Source organism: Pseudomonas sp. XS1P51 (assembly GCF_054897845.1).
The window spans coordinates 5,931,676-5,947,336 of record NZ_CM142707.1 but is presented as its reverse complement, the minus strand read 5'-3'; the positions used below and the strand labels follow the sequence as shown (position 1 = coordinate 5,947,336).

Genomic DNA, 15,661 nt, shown 5'->3' with positions numbered 1-15,661 from the left:
TTCATGCTAAAAGAACTGCTCAAAGACCCTTCCCTGCTGCGCCAACAGGCTTACGTCGACGGCCAATGGATAGCGGCTGACGATGGTCAGACTCTGGCCGTGACCGACCCGTCCAGTGGCTTGGCCATAGCATCGATTCCGCTGCTGCAAACGGCGGAGGTACGTGGCGCCATCGCCGCCGCCGACCGTGCATGGCCAGCATGGCGCGCTATGTCCGCTGCCAACCGTTGCGAAATCCTGGAGCGATGGTATCAACTGGTCGTCGAGCACCAGGACGACCTCGCACTGATCATGACCGCCGAGCAAGGCAAGCCGCTAGCCGAAGCCAAAGGCGAGGTGCGCTATGGCGCTGGCTTTATCAAATGGTTCGCGGAGGAAGGCCGTCGCACTTATGGCCAGACCATTCCTTCACCTGCAAACGACCGCCGGATCCTCACGCTAAAGCAGCCGGTAGGCGTGTGCGCTGCGATTACCCCCTGGAACTTCCCGATCGCCATGATCACGCGCAAATGCGCACCGGCGTTGGCTGCGGGCTGCACCATCATCGTCAAACCTTCGGAGCTGACGCCATTATCGGCGCTGGCATTGGCGGAACTGGCCGAACGTGCTGGCTTACCTGCCGGGGTGTTCAACGTTGTGACCGGTTTGCCTAAAGCCATCGGTGACGAACTGACGGCCAACCCGACCGTGCGCAAGATCTCGTTTACCGGGTCGACGGCCGTAGGCCGCCTACTCATGAAGCAATCGGCAGACGATATCAAGCGTCTGAGCCTGGAGCTGGGCGGTAACGCGCCCTTTATCGTGTTCGATGATGCCGATATCGATCTGGCAGTCGAAGGTGTGATGCAGAGCAAGTTCCGCAACGCCGGGCAAACGTGCGTGTGTGCCAACCGCGTGCTGGTACAGGCGGGGATCCACGATCGCTTCATCGCGGCGCTGCTGCCAAGGGTGCAAGCGTTGAAGGTCGGTCCGGGGCTGGAACAGGGCACCACGATCGGGCCACTGATCAATCTTGCGGCGGCGCAGAAGGTCACTGCACATCTGAAGGATGCCGTTGCCAAAGGCGCGCAGGTTCTGTTTGGCCAAGAGGCAGCCCCGGGATCGCAGTTCGTGCCTCCCACGGTGGTTGGCGGGGCCACTACCGAAATGCGCCTGGCCAAGGAAGAGACTTTCGGGCCTCTATTGCCACTGTTCAAATTCGACACAGAGCAACAGGCGCTGGACATCGCCAACGCTACGCCTTATGGCTTGGCGGCCTACTTCTTCACTACGGATATCGCCCGCGCCTGGCGAGTGGGCGAGGCACTAGAATTTGGCATGGTGGGTTTGAATACCGGTTCTGTATCCATGGAGGTGGCGCCGTTTGGAGGTATCAAGCAATCCGGGCTTGGCCGTGAAGGCGCCAGCCAGGGCATCGATGAGTATCTAGAAATCAAAGCCTTCCACATGGGTGGCCTGTAACGGAATGGAGCGCGCTGCGCCCTTTTCAATAGCCTCTGCGGCGATCGACCAGGCCATTCATTGGCTCACCACGTTGATGACGCCGGATGTTGGCCAGCAACACCTCGAATGCACTCTCGGTCTGGGTCATGGCAGCGATGTGCGGGGTGAGTCGGATGCGCGGATGGTCCCAGAAGGGATAGTCCGACGCCGGCGGTTCATCCTGCAGTACATCCAGAATTGCGCCGGCCAGTTGGCCGCTGTAGAGCGCCGGAATCAGATCCTCTTCCACCAGGTGGGCACCACGCCCCATGTTGATCAGCGCGGCACCTTGGGGAAGACAGGCAAACAGGTTCTCATCCAAGATCCCACGCGTTACCCGGGTCAACGGCAACATGCGCAGCAGAATGTCACATTGGCGCAAGAACATTTCCCGCTCGGGCTCCCCGGCATAGCACTGCACACCCTCCATCTCGTATCGGCTGCCCGCCCAGCCCAGCGACTCAAACCCGAACGGCTTCAAGGCAGCCAGGACCCGCTTTCCCTGCTCGCCCGGGCCCATGACCCAGACTCAGCGTTTCGCCGCACTGTGCACGGGGTGAACCTGCCACAGGCGTACCCGCTGTTGTTCGCCATACAGCAACATTGTCGTGATGCAGCGTGAGTACGGCATGGCAACGAACTCGCACATGCCGCGGGTGATGCCAGGGTCCAGCATGCGCACCACTTGCAGTTCGGCAGGTAACCGCTCCAACGCCATATGGTCGATCCCGGCAGAAGTTGCGAACAGCACTTGCACGTTGGGCAACAGAATATCCAGCGCATGGGGGGCTTCCCATGCAGCGAGGTACCGTATCTGTGCCGGATCACCTATGTCGGGCCACAAGCGTACCTCTATGTCCGCCGCCAGGGCTTGAAAAAGGCGCTGCCACTCGCGCCCGCGTTGCATATCGGCTTTGTAAAGCAGGGCCACCCGGCGTCTCTCCCACAGTTATTTGACCCTGCCCATGGTGCGTCAAACCCACAGGTCGATTCTGCCGTTTGTGCACCTCAAAACAGTTTATCCGTTCAAAGGAAAGGGGAACTTCGGCGTCGTCATTTTTGCGAACGCCGTACTCTATTTCTGACGCGACCACTGCCTGGGTTGCAAGATTCTGGAGAGGACTAATGAACAGCAAGGTCAACGAGACCGCTCGTATTCTGAAGCAACGTGAACAGTACGTTGCACAAGGCATCGTCACGGCTCACCCAGTGGTGGTTGACCGTGCGCAAGGCTCGGAGATCTGGGATGTTGATGGCAAGCGCTATCTGGATTTCGTCGGTGGCATCGGCGTACTCAACGTCGGTCACAATCATCCGCAGGTCGTTGCAGCCGTCCACGCTCAACTGGAAAAAATTGCCCATCCCTGCTTTCAGGTAATGGCGTATACGCCCTATGTGGAATTGGCTCAGCGCCTGTGCCAACGGATCGGGGCCGATACCCCCTATAAAGCGGCCTTTTTCACCTCCGGCGCCGAAGCAGTAGAGAACGCGGTGAAGATTGCCCGTGCCCACACCGGCCGCCCGGCAATCATCAGTTTTCAAGGCGGCTTCCATGGGCGCACGCTGCTCGGTACCACGCTGACCGGCATGAGCCAACCCTACAAGCAGAACTTCGGCCCCTTCGCGCCCGAGGTCTATCACAGTGTCTACCCGAACAGTTACCGCGGCATTTCTTCGCAAGATGCGCTGAATGCCATGCAGGAACTGTTCGATACCCGTATCAGTGCTGACCGCGTGGCAGCGATCATTATCGAACCCATTCAGGGCGATGGCGGCTTTCTCTCCGCTCCAGCAGAGTTCCTGCAAGCGCTACGGGCCCTCGCCGACCGGTACGGCATCGTGCTGATCCTCGACGAAATTCAGGCAGGCTTCGGACGCAGCGGCAAGTGGTTCGGCTACGAACATTCGGGTATCCAGCCAGATCTCGTCACCGTCGCCAAGAGCCTTGCCGGTGGCCTGCCGCTGTCCGGCGTGGTCGGGCGCAGCGAGATGATGGATGCACCGTTACCAGGTGGTCTTGGCGGTACCTATGGCGGCAACGCCCTTGCCTGCGCAGCCGCCCTGTCCATTCTCGATCTGTTCGAGAGCGAGAACCTGCTGGATCGGGCCAATGCCCTCGGCGAGCAACTGAGGGCCGGGCTACAGGAATTGCAACGGCGACATGAGTGCATCGGTGACGTGCGCGGGGTCGGCTTCATGGTGGCGATGGAAATGGTCGCAGCCGGTGAAGGCGCCATGCCCGACGCTGACCTGGCGCAACGGGTGATCAACGAATGCCGCCAAGGCGGCCTGCTGGTCATCAAATGCGGCGTGCAACGTAACGTAGTGCGCTTTCTGGCACCACTGGTGACCACACAGGCACAGGTCCAGGAAGCGCTGCATATTCTTGGTCAGGCGCTAGAACGCGCGGCAGCGTATTGAATGGCGGATCTCCCGAATGCCCCCCCCTAACAGACAACCAGAGGAAGGACTCATGGCCCTGACGGATTATCAGGTATTGATCTTCGAATGCGACGGGGTATTGGTGGACAGCGACAGTGGGCTCTGGGCAACCCTTCAGACCCTGCTCGGCGAAGCCGATATCGCCCCTGATCGCAGTACCATGCTGTCGCGCTTCTACGCTGAACAGACACGATTAGAGGCATCACCCGAGGACCTCGGCTTCAGTGGGCGGCTTTGCTTTGCGCATCGTAATTTGTCGAAGGCTCTGGGGCTCGAAGTGAGTTGGGACGACAGCCTCGAGTTCTCCCGTACGGCCCAAAATTGGCCACTGTTCGAAGACGCGCCGGGAGCGGTGCAGTACATGCGCAAGTTCTACCAGGTTGCGGTACTCAGTGACCGAGGGACGGAGGACCGTGTTGAGCTGACCACAAAGTTGGGCCTCGATGAACAGGACATGTTCAATCAGGGGGAGCTTTCAGACTGGCTGGCAGAGCGTGAAATTCAAGCTCATAGAGTGCTGAGGGTGAGTACTAAAGCTGCAGAGCCGGGCGAACCTTTCGATCTCTGCCATTTGCGCCGCGAACAGGAAGGACTGCTCTGGGAATGCAGCGCGCCCGTATGCGCGGACAGCCTCGCCGATTTGGTGAGTCAGCATCAGAGCTCGCTACGCCAGTCTTGATTTGGTCACCAAAAACGCTGGAGGTTGCATGGCAGAGACAATAAAGCTGGACCGAATAGACATTCGTATTCTCAGCGAACTGCAGAAAGACGGGCGCATGACAAATGTCAGCCTGGCCGATGCCGTCGGGCTCTCTGCCAGCCCCTGCTTGCAGAGGGTCAAGCGGCTCGAAGCATCGGGCTACATCATGAGCTATAAAGCGCAGATCAATCTTTCCAAAATCAGTGAGTCGGTCACTGTCTTTACCGAAGTGACGTTCGAGCATCATCGACGGGAAGACTTCGCCCATTTCGAGGCCAGCATTCGCAATGTCGACGAGGTACTCGAATGTCACCTTATCAGTGGCGGCTACGACTACCTGGTACGCTTCATGACTCGCAGCATTCAGCACTACCAGGAAGTCATGGAAAGCATCCTGGACAAGAACACCGGTATCGTTAAGTACTTCAGCTACATCGTCATCAAATCACCGGTAATGAAAGACGCCGTACCCCTGAAAAAACTCCTGGCGGGAACGCCCTGAATGGCCTCTGAAACGCACTGGAAATGGTCATCGGCCAAGTTGCAGGCCCTATGCAGTGCACTCAGCAGATCACACTGTTTTATCTCCATAAAACAACTTAAATCTCCCTACCCCCTTTGATTTCAACAGATCCCGCACCCATCGCAGTGGTGTAATTCTTCTTGCACTACAACCTTTCCGAATCACTGCCCTTCCAAGAGCCACGCGTTTATCAACGTGGCGCTCGGTCGTGGCTGCCGAATACTGGGGGCAATCATTTTGAAAAGAATAGCAAAAGGCAGTCTATTACTGACGCTGGGCAGCACATGCCTTATGGCAACTGCTGGCGATCAGGATTCGGCAACTGGTTTCTTGGAAGGAAGCCAATGGACACTTTTCAACCGTGTGCTATACGACCGCAGAGCCTACCAACATGGTTCGCTGAGTAATGGCGCACGAAATGCTTACAAACCACGTGTTCAGCGTAGTGACTTGGCAGAGGAATATGCCTACGGACTGATGGCGGACTTTGTCTCGGGTTACACCACCGGTACGGTGGGCGTCGGAGCTGATGCGCACGTTTACGCGGGACAGCAACTGGACAGTGGTGGAGGACGGGCAGGCAAGGCGCGGTTGCTACCGATCGATAACGAGGGTTACCCCAAGGATCAGTTCAGCCGCGGCGGGGCACTACTGAAGTTAAGGGTATCGTCGACTGAACTGCGCTATGGCGAACAACGGGTAAAGACGCCGGTATTTGGTTCCTCTGACAGTCGGCTACTGCCAGAGACTGCTACCGGATGGCTACTCACCAGCCGAGAAATCAGTCGTACGACCCTTTATGGGGGCCACTTCACCGAAAGTACCGACCGCAACGCTACCAGCCATGATCGAGGGTTTGTGGTCAATTATTCCAACGCCACGCAAGGTAACGCATTCGACTTTGTCGGTGGCAAATACACCGGTTTGAAAAACCTAAGCATTAGCTTATTTTCGGCGCTCTACGAAGATACTTGGCGTGAGCAATATCTAGGTAGCACCTATACCTGGACCCTATCGGACAATCAATCGCTGATAGCCGACCTCAACCTGTATCACACCCAAGACACCGGCCGAGCGCTTTCGGGCCGAATCGACAATACTACTTTCAGCTTGATGGGGACCTATACCGTCGGCGCTCATAGCTTGGGACTGGGCTACCAGAAGGTTGATGGCGATACTCCCTTCGACTACGTCACGCGGGGGGCAATATTCCTGAGCAACGCCGTCGCGCTTTCCGATTTCAACGGGCCAGAAGAAGCCTCATGGCAACTGCGTTATGACCTCAACATGGCACCCTACGGCGTGCCGGGATTGACCTTCATGGCCCTTTATGTGCGCGGCAGCGATATCGACGGCACCCATATGGACGCCAGCGGCGGATACGGGTGGCTGGGCTATGGCGACAACGGCAAGCACTGGGAACGCGATATTCAGGGCAAGTATGTGGTGCAATCCGGAACCTTCAAGAACCTCGCTTTAACCCTGAGGCATGCGGTGCATCGCGGCAATACCGCGCAGGCCGAGCTGGACGCCGACCAGATCCGCCTTGCCATCGAATACCCGCTGGGTGGCAAGTGGTAGCTCGATAGCTCAGCTAACGCCAGAGCCCCGCCGAGTGTGGGGCTTTTTTTACGCATGCTGGATACACGTTGCGCAGGCGATAAAAATCTATGGTAACCCCATTTTTTGCAATACCGATTAACGGATGAAGTGGTTGGCTTGCGTAAATCTATCCGGCGTCAAATTGGGGCAAGCCCCGCGCCACGATGAGAGTCGCGCCTGACGATCCTTAAAAAAACGCTCGGTTTCTTGAGCCTGATTTTTAAGGATCGTCAGGCCGGTAGGCCGTTCATTTCATCTGTTGCTCAGTTATCGCAAACCTGAAAGGTGAATCGTGGTACAGCAACAACCGCAGGGTCAGGCGTTTAAGGCGCCTGGCCCTGTCTCGTATTGGGTATGGTGTGCGGCAATCGCCCAGGCTATCCGAGCTAATTTGTTCGCCAAGACACAGGCCACCACATTGGAGTGGCGCCGCGTCAACAGCATCCGGACCCAGTCAGTCAGGGCCCCTTTCTGCAGCTCCAAATGTTGCATGTAAACCCTGGCGCACTGCACCAGCAGACGCCTGAGATTCTTGTCTCCCCGCTTGCTTATACCCAACAAATTCGCCCGTTCACCTGTGCTGTATTGTCTGGGCACCAGCCCGACGGATGCCGAGAAATCGCGGCTGCAACCGTATTGCTGGCCATCGCCTATTTCTACAGCCAACAGGCTGGCGGTGATCGGCCCCACACAAGGCATGCTCAGCAAACGACGACCCAGATCATCGTCGGCCAGTTGGCCGGCCAGCTCTTTATCGAGCGCCTGATCTGCTCGTCCAGATAAACGAAATGATCGTGCAAACGCTGCAGTAGCACTGTTAACCGAACAGGCAACTCGTACTCCGCCAGAACGGTGGACAGGCGCTTCATGACTGTCAGTCCTTGCGGCAGGCTGATGCCGAACTAAAAAGCCATGCATCTGATTGACGGCCTTGGTGCGGTCGCGGATCAGCGACTCGCGCATACGATGCAATACTTAAAGGGTTTGCTGGGCTTCGGTCTTGGGCGACACAAAGCGCATCGTCGGGCGCGAAGCTGCCTCGCAGATAGCTTGCGCATCGATGAAGTCGTTTTTGTTGGCTTTGACGAAGGGCTTAACGAATTGCGGGGAAATCAGCTTGGCCTGATGGCCCATGGCGGTCAGTTCGCGAGCGACGAAATGCGCTCCGGTGCACGCCTCCATCACCACGGTGCAGGTAGGCAGGTTGGCAAAGAACCGCATCATCTGCTGTCGTGAGAGCTTCTTGCGAAACAGCTCGCGGCCGGCTTTATCCTGGCCGTGCAGATGGAAGGTGTGTTTGCCGATGTCGATACCGACCAATGCCAAATCGCTCATGGTGATGGTCTCCGAATTAAAAACACCCTGCGAAAGCGTAGCCTTCGCAGGGTGTCGGGGAGACCATCTCATTACCCGCCAGGCTCTCGCCGGGCGGGGTTTGATGTCTAAGCGCAAGCCTTCAGAAATACCTGAGCCAGGTCAGGTCACGACGACGCTGCTTCAAGCGGGCGAACCAGGCCGCCGGGAAATACAGCGTAACAGCCAGAATCAGCCACCACATCCAGATTCCGGCCAACCCGTCGAACCCGTATAACTGGCCATAGTTAGGCCCCCATACTGCCAACGCGATCAGGTACATGATCTTCAGCACGTACAGGTGGAGGATGTAAAAGAACATCGGCGCCCCGCCCAGTACAGCCAACGCCGCCGTTGCCTTCGACGCCTCGATCTTCTCGAACAACGCCATTAGCAAGATAGACAGACCGATGGTTGGCATCAGGAACATCAGCGAAGGGGGATACTTGCGAGCGCACAGGAAGCTCATGAACGTCTGCAGCGATTGCCCGGTATGAACCCAAGGTTTTTCACCGTAGAAGTTGAGGTAGCGGATCATCAGGAAGCCGACAATCAAGCCGCCACCCACTTGCACCAGACGCTTGATACGTGTCGGCGAATCGACTTCTTTGGAAAACCACGGCCCCATTGCATAACCGAGCATGATGACGCCGATCCAAGGCAACACCGGATAGGTGGTACGTGCGCGAGTGATACCGCCCAAGTCAATAAAGACTCGTTGATGGAGAATTGACCATGGCACGAACAATGGCGAATCCGGACCGATAACGATGCCATCAGTGAGGTTGTGCAGCGCGACAATGGCCACTCCGCCAATCACCAACCAGCGCCGAGGCAGATGCAACAACACGGCCAGGGACAGCATACAGATGCCTATGCACCAGATAACCTGCAGCCACAGCGTGCTGGGCGGAAACTCAAAGGTCCACGCGAAGCAGACCACAGTGACTTCCAATACGATCAAGAACAGACCACGTTTGAACAGAAACGCTGAAGTCTCTTTCATGGTGTGGGATTGACCGTACAGATAAGCGGAGAGACCTGTAAGGAAGATGAACGCCGGGGCACAGATTTCACTGACCATTCGAGTGAAAAATAGCTCGGGCGGTGTGGTCATGGGATCCATGGGATCCGATACCTGACGGTGCAAATAAAACGTTTCTCGAACATGGTCGACCAACATGCACAGCATGACAAAGCCACGCAATGCATCGATCGCCAACATCCTGGTCCGCGCTTTTACCGCGCTGACCGCCCCGGCAACCGGAATTGCTCCCGCCTGCCGCAACGTGCCTGACGTGCCTGACGTGCTAGCCATAAAGATCCCCTGATGTGTGAAGTGGTGTGTCGAGCAGTAAACTCAAGCGCCTGGGTTGAACAGGCGCTCGTAGAATCCGTCGGTCTTGACAGTAATGGTCACGGGTTCTTCGCCGCGGTTGCGCCAGTACCAGCCGTGAGTGCCAGCGAAAGGTGCGGTGAAAGAACCCTGCGCGGAGGTCTGATCTGCCTCCTTCCAATAACGAGTGAAAGCCTTGCCGGCGTGAGGTTTTTCGCCATGCATGTCTACCGTCAGCGGTCCCGAGGACTCCCAGCGAAAGACGTAGTGGTCTCCCGCGAGCATTTGTGCCTTGATCTCGACACCCGCATTAGGTTGCAACACCAGCGTCATTTCGTCCGCACGGTATGCCGATGTCTTGACGATGCTCTGTTTGTCGGGGATGGGAAGGTCACTTGCTGCCGTGGGACTGGCGCTAGCAACCGTGACCTGCTCCTCAGCCGGTTGGGCCATACGCGTCAAGCCGATCGCTTTGCCAAGGCCGGTGATATCGATACCGCGCTCGGCTGGCAATACAAACAAAGCCAAAATGACCGCAGCTGCAATGGCCGCTGACAGTGTCGCTTTGGTTAATGTTTGTGAAGAAACTTGATACGTTGCTTCCATCATTCACACTCCTGGATAAAAGTACCCGGACAATTGCCACCCGGCGAGCACTAAGCCAGCCGTCATTAGTACGCCATTAGCGAAAATGGCACTTCGTTGAAAACTTGCGGTTTGCCGCCACAGGGTCATGACCAGTAAAATCAGGCTAAGCGCTAACAATTGACCGAACTCAACACCGATGTTGAATGACACCAGATTGGTGAACAGGCCATCTTTGGAAATACTGAGCTCTTGAATCTTGGTCGCCAATCCGAAACCATGAAAGAAACCAAACACCAGCACGGCCACTTTAGGATTCGGCTCGAAACCAAGTACAGTTTTGAAGGCGCCCAGGTTATCGAGGGCTTTATAGACTACTGAGAGCCCAATAATCGCATCAATAATAAAGGCATTGGCCTTGATATCGAGCATTACACCGGCAAGCAAAGTGACGCTATGGCCAATTGCAAACAACGTTACATACTTCCCTACATCTTTCAGACGATACAGGAAAAAAATGACCCCAAACAGGAACAGCAGGTGATCATACCCAGTGACCATGTGCTTGGCGCCTAGGTACATATAGGGAACTATATTTACTCCCCGAGCACTTTCGACGAAGCTTTGGTCGCCCTCTGAAACCCCGTGCGCATAAGCACCGCCGGCGGCGAAAGCGCATACTACGAGCAAAAACCCTTTCAAGCAGCGGGCAAGCGCTCCGCGCAGCAGAACAGATGTTAATCCGTCTTTCATGATAGTTTCCGAATAGATGCTCGCAATCGTAGAGAACGACTCTCTCTAGAAGAGTTGTTCACTACGATGGCGAGGAACGTGACGAAAGTTACTGCGGAATTTTAAACCGAGCACTGACTTTAGTCTGGCCGTCAGCCAACGTCAGCAGTGCACTGACGCGCGCACCTGGTGCCACGGTAATACCGCTGCTCTTGAGTTGATTGCCAGTTACGGGAACGATATCCAGTTGCTTGCGATCGTCACCGGAGGTCACAATGAGGACACCCTTGACGTTACTCGCGCTCACGGGCTGGTCATCATCGGTCAAGTACAGCTCAACGGTATTGCCTTTGGTGACCATCTCGATGGCCACCAGGCCGGCATCGTCAATCAGGCCGCCATGCTGAGGCTGAGGGATTCCATGCGCTGATGCCTTGGCCCCCAACAGCAATACAGCTGCGGTCAAAAGAGTTCGGGTGATCGTCTTCATGGTGTTTCTCCTGCGTTGTCCTGCGGAATGAATCACTTCTTGTTCAGACGCGCGATTTCCGAGGCGGGCAGACTGGAATCGGCACGAACCATCGGCGAGGCACCGGAATCTTTGCGGAACGACAACGTAGTGCTATAGGCAAGAATGTCGTATTTCTCTTTTGCGCCATTCACGTCTACACGCTCACCACCGCCATTACGCTCGCGATATTCGATGCCCAGTACATAGGTATCTTTCCATGGCAGTTTGAAGGCCACTTTTCCTTCACCGTCGGTTTTCGCCAGGCGTACCCAGCCGGAACCGGAAGACATTGTCACAGGTACGTTACTGAGCGGATCTTTCAAGTACAAAACTTGAAACTCAACTTGATCGCCCTTGACCACGCCGGTTGGAACGAGATCGAGATCGAGTTCCGGTTTACGTGCACTAAAATCGCTGACCCAACGAGTAGCCGGGGTCCAGTAAGCATCAACTGTCTTACCCTCGTCCTTGACCTGGAAGATGGGGTACTTTTTATCTACCGCCAACAGTGAGTCGCCCTTGGCAGGCTTTTCTGCGACGGAGAAGTTGTCACGATTCAGCTTCATGGTTAGCGGCGCGACACCGGATTTTTTCAACCACTCGCCCTGCAGCTCTTTAAAGCGGTCCATGCCTCCTGGCGTCACTTCCAACATATTGTTGTCGTACTCACCATAATAGAAAGTCACGGTACTGCTGTTAGGGGCCTGCTCAAACCAAATCTGGTGCGCTTGGGTAACGCCAGCGGCCAATATCAAAGCGGAGCCCGCTACCAATTGGGTTACTTTCTTCATTACGGCTTCCTTAAGACTTCATACGTTTGGATGATGCGCCATTGCGCGTTCTTAAATAGCTGACAGCGGTGAGCATGCTGCTCAAAGCATTACTCTGCGGCGGTTCACGCTGTGTCAGGGCCGTTGAAATTACAGCACCATCGGTTGCGACGTTTTCGCTGAAATGGCACTTCGCAGCGTAACAATCTGTCTTTTTAAGGAGGGAGACAGTGTTTTATGCCGCCTGCACATGGCTGGAGCAATAACAGCAGGTTTTGTCTGCCTCGACTCGTTTTGGTGCAGACGGCAGGTGAAAAACGAGCTGTCGATACGTGAGAAATAACGCGCAAAATGCATTCAGTGGGGGGCGAGCAAGAGAGAAAACGTTGCTCCCTGAACGAGCCCCATGGAAGACAGGACACCGTTTCCCCCTTACGATAAGGGATAGGCAAACGGTTATGTTTATGACTAATAGCAACGACAAGAGTGGGGAGCTTTTGGGCCAGGAGCGGCGACGGCGCTGGAGTCCGGAGCAAAAACTGGCCATGGTTCGCGAGAGCCTTGAGCCCGGGCAAAGCGTTTCGGTGGTCGCTCGACGCAACGGCATCAATGCCAACCAGCTGTTCCTATGGCGCAAGTTATATCAGGACGGCAGTCTGTCGGCGGTCAGTGCCGGTGAAGCCGTTGTGCCCGCCTCGGAGCTGAGCGATGCGCTCAAGCAGATCCGTGAACTGCAACGGATGCTCGGCAAGAAGACGATGGAAGCGGAAATCCTCAAAGAGGCGGTGGAGATCGCCCGGTCGCGAAAATGGATTGCGCACTCACCCTTGTTGCCGGGGGACGACCAGTGAAACTGGTCAGCGAATGTCTCGGTGTGGCGCGCTCGCAATTAACGGTTCGAATCAAGCAATCGGTATCGCCCAAAGTCCGGCGAAGCAGGGCCCTGAACGACGCTGATCTGGTGGTTGAAATCCAGCAACAGATCAGCGAGCTGCCCAGCTATGGCTACCGTCGTGTTTGGGGATTGCTGCGTCGCGCCCGTGAAAAGCGGTCGCTGCCGGCGATCAACGTGAAGCGGGTTTACCGGGTGATGCGTGACCACAACCTTTTGCTTGAACGCCGGATCAAACAGCCCGGCGTGCCGCGTCGGCACGAAGGCCGTATTGCCGTGGAAACCAGTGATACGCGTTGGTGCTCGGACGGCTTTGAGTTCCGCTGTGAGGACGGCGCCAAACTGAGCGTGACCTTCGCCCTGGATTGCTGTGACCGCGAAGCCATCGGCTGGGTCGCGAGTCCGACCGGGTACAGCGGCGATGACATCCGCGACTTGATGCTGGAGAGCGTAGAGAAACGCTTCGGTGATCAACTGCCTGCAACGCCGGTGCAATGGCTAAGCGACAACGGCTCGGCGTACACCGCCGAACAGACACGCCTGTTTGCTCGACAGATCGGTTTGCAGCCGGTGACCACTCCAGTGCGCAGCCCTCAGAGCAATGGTATGGCAGAGAGCTTCGTGAAGACGATCAAGCGCGATTATGTGGCGCATATGCCCAAGCCGGATCGAGAAACGGCGCTGCACAACCTGGCAATTGCCTTCGAGCATTACAACGAGCAGCATCCGCACAGCGCCTTGAAATATCGTTCACCGAGGGAGTTCAGGCGCTTAGCGGCAGCATCAATTTAACGGGGAGTTGGTGTCCGGTTTGGTAGGGGCAAGTCCACTCCCCCTGCCGTTGCGGTGGGGGATGACGAGAATTAAAGCAGCGAGACTCGCGCCCGCTCAGTGCTCTATCGGTAGGTCAGAGCTTGACCAAGCTGCGCAGCGGCGCAGCGCTCTTGACCACGGGAGTCTTGATCACGATGTAGCTGAAATACTTTTCGATGCCGATTTCCCTGTCGAGAATGCTCTCCATCAACTCTTGATAAGACTGAATGCTGCTGGTCAGGAACCTCACCAGGTAGTCATATCCGCCGCTGATGAGATGGCACTCGAGCACCTCATCTAACCCTCGAATGGCGGCTTCGAATTTCACGAAGTCAGCACGCTTGTGGTCGTTCAAGGTGATCTCGGTGAAAACCGTCACCGAGCTCGCAAATTTTGCTAGGTCCACATGGGCCTCATACCCGCTGATGTATCCTGCCGTCTCCAACCGCTTGACCCGCTGCAGGCAGGGGCTGGGGGATAAGCCAACGGCTTCGGCAAGGCTGACGTTGGTCATCCTCCCGTCCTTTTGCAACTGCACGAGAATACTCAAATCGATTCGATCCAGCTTCGCAGACGCATCCATTTCTAGCTCCTACTTTCCAAGTCTCGCGGGTAGAAACACTCGGCAGACGCGCTGTCGCGCTGACTCGTTCAGAGACAAACGATGAATTTTCTTTCATGTTTGTTGGAGCAAGGAACATGCCATGTGTCCGCCTTATGCAAAGCCCCTCTTGATGTCTAAAACGTATACTCAACCGTTACAGGTCAGTTTTGGGTCAGCGGCAACAGATGGAGGTTTCCTCGTCAGCGGTGCGCTGAATCTCAGCCAGATTCGCGAACACATCGGCTTCCAAGCGCAAGCGACTGATGACTATCAAACGCTCGCGGGGTTAGTCATGAGCATGCTGGATCGTCTGCCGACCATTGGAGACAAGCTTACTTGGCAGGAGTGGAGCATGACCGTTGTCGAGGTCGAAGAGCGCCGCGTAACGAGGGTTTTGTTGCGTAAACAATGATGCAAAAAACGAGGCCGCGATTGCGGCCTCTTTTTTTACACGGGGTTATTCGTGTGAATGCCCGTGCTTAGCGCTTTCGGAGGTGGTGCCTTTTTCACCGCCTCCGCATGCCGTCATCAGGCCAAGTAAGCAGACCAAGATCATCGAACGGATCAGAGTTGTAGGGGTTTTCATGGGAAGACTCTTCAAAAAATGGATGAAATAAATGGTCTGTGGTCAGGTTGAGCAGCGCATTTTCGGCGGCAGGACAGCCATCGCTGTTTCGGACTACTGTTTGACGCCCAAGTAATCGCCAGTTGTTTTGAGTGAGATGGTCACGTCGTTGTTGCTGCGGTTACGCCAAAACCAACCATGGGTGCCGTCAAAAATGGCGGTGAATTCACCTTTATCACTTTTGACCTGCTTGCCCTTGTTGTAGCTGTGGAAGTAACCCTTTTCACCGTTGTAGGGCTCGCCATGGGTGTCGTAGTTCACGGGCCCACCAGCCGCTGTCCATTCATAGCTAACAGTCTTGTTCTTCAGCACTTCCAGTTTTATTTCTGTCCCTTCACCGGGCTTGAGCGTGACGGTCATTTGATTCGTTTTCAGGGCAGGGTTAGGAGTCGTCACAAGTTGAGCAACAGGTTTCGCAATAGGTTGGACTTTTGCAACCTGCGGAGCCGGAGCTGCTGCTTGCGGCGGGGCTGCGTCCGCCAACGCTTCTTGGGCAAGGGTGATCTTCAATTCGCCCATCTGGGTCAGTCCCAGTGCGCGGCCCACACCTGTAGGATCAACGGCATATTCTGAAGGCATGACAACAGTCACCAACAGGCCAACCGCAGTCAGCAGTGCAATGACAGTCGAGCGCACCAGTTTGCGGGTGCTGGGCAATTCGTTGACAGTTGGAAGTGGAGTATTAAACATG

At 56.0% G+C, this 15,661-nt stretch carries 15 protein-coding genes and 2 pseudogenes; 7 read left to right on the top strand and 10 right to left on the bottom strand.

Annotated features, from left to right (window positions below):
* The first annotated feature begins 3 nt into the window (after positions 1 to 3).
* A complete protein-coding gene (locus ACYZUD_RS27570) occupies positions 4 to 1,461 on the top strand; it encodes an NAD-dependent succinate-semialdehyde dehydrogenase (protein ID WP_462021032.1) in 1,458 nt (485 codons plus the stop codon).
* A gap of 25 nt (positions 1,462 to 1,486) precedes the next feature.
* On the opposite strand, the pseudogene ACYZUD_RS27565 reads toward ACYZUD_RS27570, so the two are convergent.
* A pseudogene (locus tag ACYZUD_RS27565) lies at positions 1,487 to 2,389 on the bottom strand (2-hydroxyacid dehydrogenase).
* Between the two features lie 218 nt (positions 2,390 to 2,607).
* On the opposite strand from ACYZUD_RS27565, the gene gabT reads away from it, so the two are divergent.
* From gabT to ACYZUD_RS27545, 4 genes are all read left to right on the top strand, one after another.
* On the top strand, positions 2,608 to 3,903 hold the full coding sequence (gene gabT / locus ACYZUD_RS27560) for a 4-aminobutyrate--2-oxoglutarate transaminase (protein WP_462021031.1): 1,296 nt from the start codon (positions 2,608 to 2,610) through the stop codon (positions 3,901 to 3,903).
* Between the two features lie 52 nt (positions 3,904 to 3,955).
* The gene (locus tag ACYZUD_RS27555) at positions 3,956 to 4,603 is read left to right on the top strand and encodes an HAD family hydrolase (protein WP_462021030.1); all 648 of its coding nucleotides are present in this window, start codon (positions 3,956 to 3,958) and stop codon (positions 4,601 to 4,603) included.
* 28 nt (positions 4,604 to 4,631) lie between these two features.
* On the top strand, positions 4,632 to 5,126 hold the full coding sequence (locus tag ACYZUD_RS27550) for an Lrp/AsnC family transcriptional regulator (RefSeq protein WP_462021029.1): 495 nt from the start codon (positions 4,632 to 4,634) through the stop codon (positions 5,124 to 5,126).
* A 312-nt stretch (positions 5,127 to 5,438) separates the two neighbouring features.
* Positions 5,439 to 6,728, top strand: coding sequence for an OprD family porin (locus ACYZUD_RS27545; RefSeq protein ID WP_462021028.1), 1,290 nt, complete (start codon positions 5,439 to 5,441; stop codon positions 6,726 to 6,728).
* Between the two features lie 336 nt (positions 6,729 to 7,064).
* Here ACYZUD_RS27545 and ACYZUD_RS27540 read toward each other — a convergent pair whose 3' ends face one another.
* The 7 genes from ACYZUD_RS27540 to ACYZUD_RS27510 form a co-directional block, all read right to left on the bottom strand.
* Entirely contained in the window at positions 7,065 to 7,712 is a 648-nt protein-coding gene (locus tag ACYZUD_RS27540; protein ID WP_462021027.1) for an IS110 family RNA-guided transposase, read from the bottom strand.
* Between the two features lie 12 nt (positions 7,713 to 7,724).
* Positions 7,725 to 8,084: an IS110 family transposase gene (locus tag ACYZUD_RS27535; protein ID WP_462021026.1), complete on the bottom strand. Its 360-nt coding sequence runs from the start codon at positions 8,082 to 8,084 to the stop codon at positions 7,725 to 7,727.
* 121 nt (positions 8,085 to 8,205) lie between these two features.
* A complete protein-coding gene (locus ACYZUD_RS27530) occupies positions 8,206 to 9,420 on the bottom strand; it encodes a DUF1624 domain-containing protein (RefSeq protein WP_462021025.1) in 1,215 nt (404 codons plus the stop codon).
* Between the two features lie 42 nt (positions 9,421 to 9,462).
* Positions 9,463 to 10,047, bottom strand: coding sequence for a hypothetical protein (locus ACYZUD_RS27525; RefSeq protein WP_462021024.1), 585 nt, complete (start codon positions 10,045 to 10,047; stop codon positions 9,463 to 9,465).
* The gene (locus ACYZUD_RS27520) at positions 10,048 to 10,776 is read right to left on the bottom strand and encodes a HupE/UreJ family protein (protein WP_462021023.1); all 729 of its coding nucleotides are present in this window, start codon (positions 10,774 to 10,776) and stop codon (positions 10,048 to 10,050) included. It abuts the gene before it with no gap.
* A gap of 88 nt (positions 10,777 to 10,864) precedes the next feature.
* A complete protein-coding gene (locus ACYZUD_RS27515; protein ID WP_462021022.1) occupies positions 10,865 to 11,245 on the bottom strand; it encodes a hypothetical protein in 381 nt (126 codons plus the stop codon).
* A 32-nt stretch (positions 11,246 to 11,277) separates the two neighbouring features.
* Positions 11,278 to 12,057, bottom strand: coding sequence for a DUF4198 domain-containing protein (locus ACYZUD_RS27510; protein ID WP_462021021.1), 780 nt, complete (start codon positions 12,055 to 12,057; stop codon positions 11,278 to 11,280).
* Positions 12,058 to 12,500: 443 nt separating this feature from the next.
* On the opposite strand from ACYZUD_RS27510, the gene ACYZUD_RS27505 reads away from it, so the two are divergent.
* Positions 12,501 to 13,720, top strand: a protein-coding gene (locus ACYZUD_RS27505) for an IS3 family transposase (protein ID WP_462021020.1) whose coding sequence is annotated in 2 segments (ribosomal slippage) — positions 12,501 to 12,846 and positions 12,846 to 13,720 — 1,221 coding nt in all. Because the reading frame shifts where the segments join, the coding sequence is not laid out codon by codon here.
* A 115-nt stretch (positions 13,721 to 13,835) separates the two neighbouring features.
* Here the strand turns inward: ACYZUD_RS27505 and ACYZUD_RS27500 are convergent.
* On the bottom strand, positions 13,836 to 14,324 hold the full coding sequence (locus tag ACYZUD_RS27500) for an Lrp/AsnC family transcriptional regulator (RefSeq protein WP_462021019.1): 489 nt from the start codon (positions 14,322 to 14,324) through the stop codon (positions 13,836 to 13,838).
* 211 nt (positions 14,325 to 14,535) lie between these two features.
* Here ACYZUD_RS27500 and ACYZUD_RS27495 point away from each other — a divergent pair.
* Positions 14,536 to 14,757: pseudogene (locus tag ACYZUD_RS27495) on the top strand (transporter associated domain-containing protein); the annotation flags it as partial.
* Between the two features lie 267 nt (positions 14,758 to 15,024).
* Here the strand turns inward: ACYZUD_RS27495 and ACYZUD_RS27490 are convergent.
* Positions 15,025 to 15,660 (bottom strand): transmembrane anchor protein, encoded by a 636-nt coding sequence (locus ACYZUD_RS27490; RefSeq protein WP_462021018.1) that lies wholly within the window; start codon positions 15,658 to 15,660, stop codon positions 15,025 to 15,027.
* Position 15,661: the final 1 nt, after the last annotated feature.

What these genes read in the sequence shown, in the direction of transcription:
- ACYZUD_RS27490 (WP_462021018.1), bottom strand. Translation starts at nt 15,660, where the DNA reads ATGTTTAATACTCCACTTCCAACTGTCAACGAATTGCCCAGCACCCGC.
- ACYZUD_RS27550 (WP_462021029.1), top strand. Translation starts at nt 4,632, where the DNA reads ATGGCAGAGACAATAAAGCTGGACCGAATAGACATTCGTATTCTCAGC.
- ACYZUD_RS27520 (WP_462021023.1), bottom strand. Translation starts at nt 10,776, where the DNA reads ATGAAAGACGGATTAACATCTGTTCTGCTGCGCGGAGCGCTTGCCCGC.
- ACYZUD_RS27510 (WP_462021021.1), bottom strand. Translation starts at nt 12,057, where the DNA reads ATGAAGAAAGTAACCCAATTGGTAGCGGGCTCCGCTTTGATATTGGCC.
- ACYZUD_RS27540 (WP_462021027.1), bottom strand. Translation starts at nt 7,712, where the DNA reads ATGCGCGAGTCGCTGATCCGCGACCGCACCAAGGCCGTCAATCAGATG.
- ACYZUD_RS27500 (WP_462021019.1), bottom strand. Translation starts at nt 14,324, where the DNA reads ATGGATGCGTCTGCGAAGCTGGATCGAATCGATTTGAGTATTCTCGTG.
- ACYZUD_RS27535 (WP_462021026.1), bottom strand. Translation starts at nt 8,084, where the DNA reads ATGAGCGATTTGGCATTGGTCGGTATCGACATCGGCAAACACACCTTC.
- ACYZUD_RS27530 (WP_462021025.1), bottom strand. Translation starts at nt 9,420, where the DNA reads ATGGCTAGCACGTCAGGCACGTCAGGCACGTTGCGGCAGGCGGGAGCA.
- ACYZUD_RS27555 (WP_462021030.1), top strand. Translation starts at nt 3,956, where the DNA reads ATGGCCCTGACGGATTATCAGGTATTGATCTTCGAATGCGACGGGGTA.
- ACYZUD_RS27515 (WP_462021022.1), bottom strand. Translation starts at nt 11,245, where the DNA reads ATGAAGACGATCACCCGAACTCTTTTGACCGCAGCTGTATTGCTGTTG.
- ACYZUD_RS27570 (WP_462021032.1), top strand. Translation starts at nt 4, where the DNA reads ATGCTAAAAGAACTGCTCAAAGACCCTTCCCTGCTGCGCCAACAGGCT.
- ACYZUD_RS27545 (WP_462021028.1), top strand. Translation starts at nt 5,439, where the DNA reads ATGGCAACTGCTGGCGATCAGGATTCGGCAACTGGTTTCTTGGAAGGA.
- gabT (WP_462021031.1), top strand. Translation starts at nt 2,608, where the DNA reads ATGAACAGCAAGGTCAACGAGACCGCTCGTATTCTGAAGCAACGTGAA.
- ACYZUD_RS27525 (WP_462021024.1), bottom strand. Translation starts at nt 10,047, where the DNA reads ATGATGGAAGCAACGTATCAAGTTTCTTCACAAACATTAACCAAAGCG.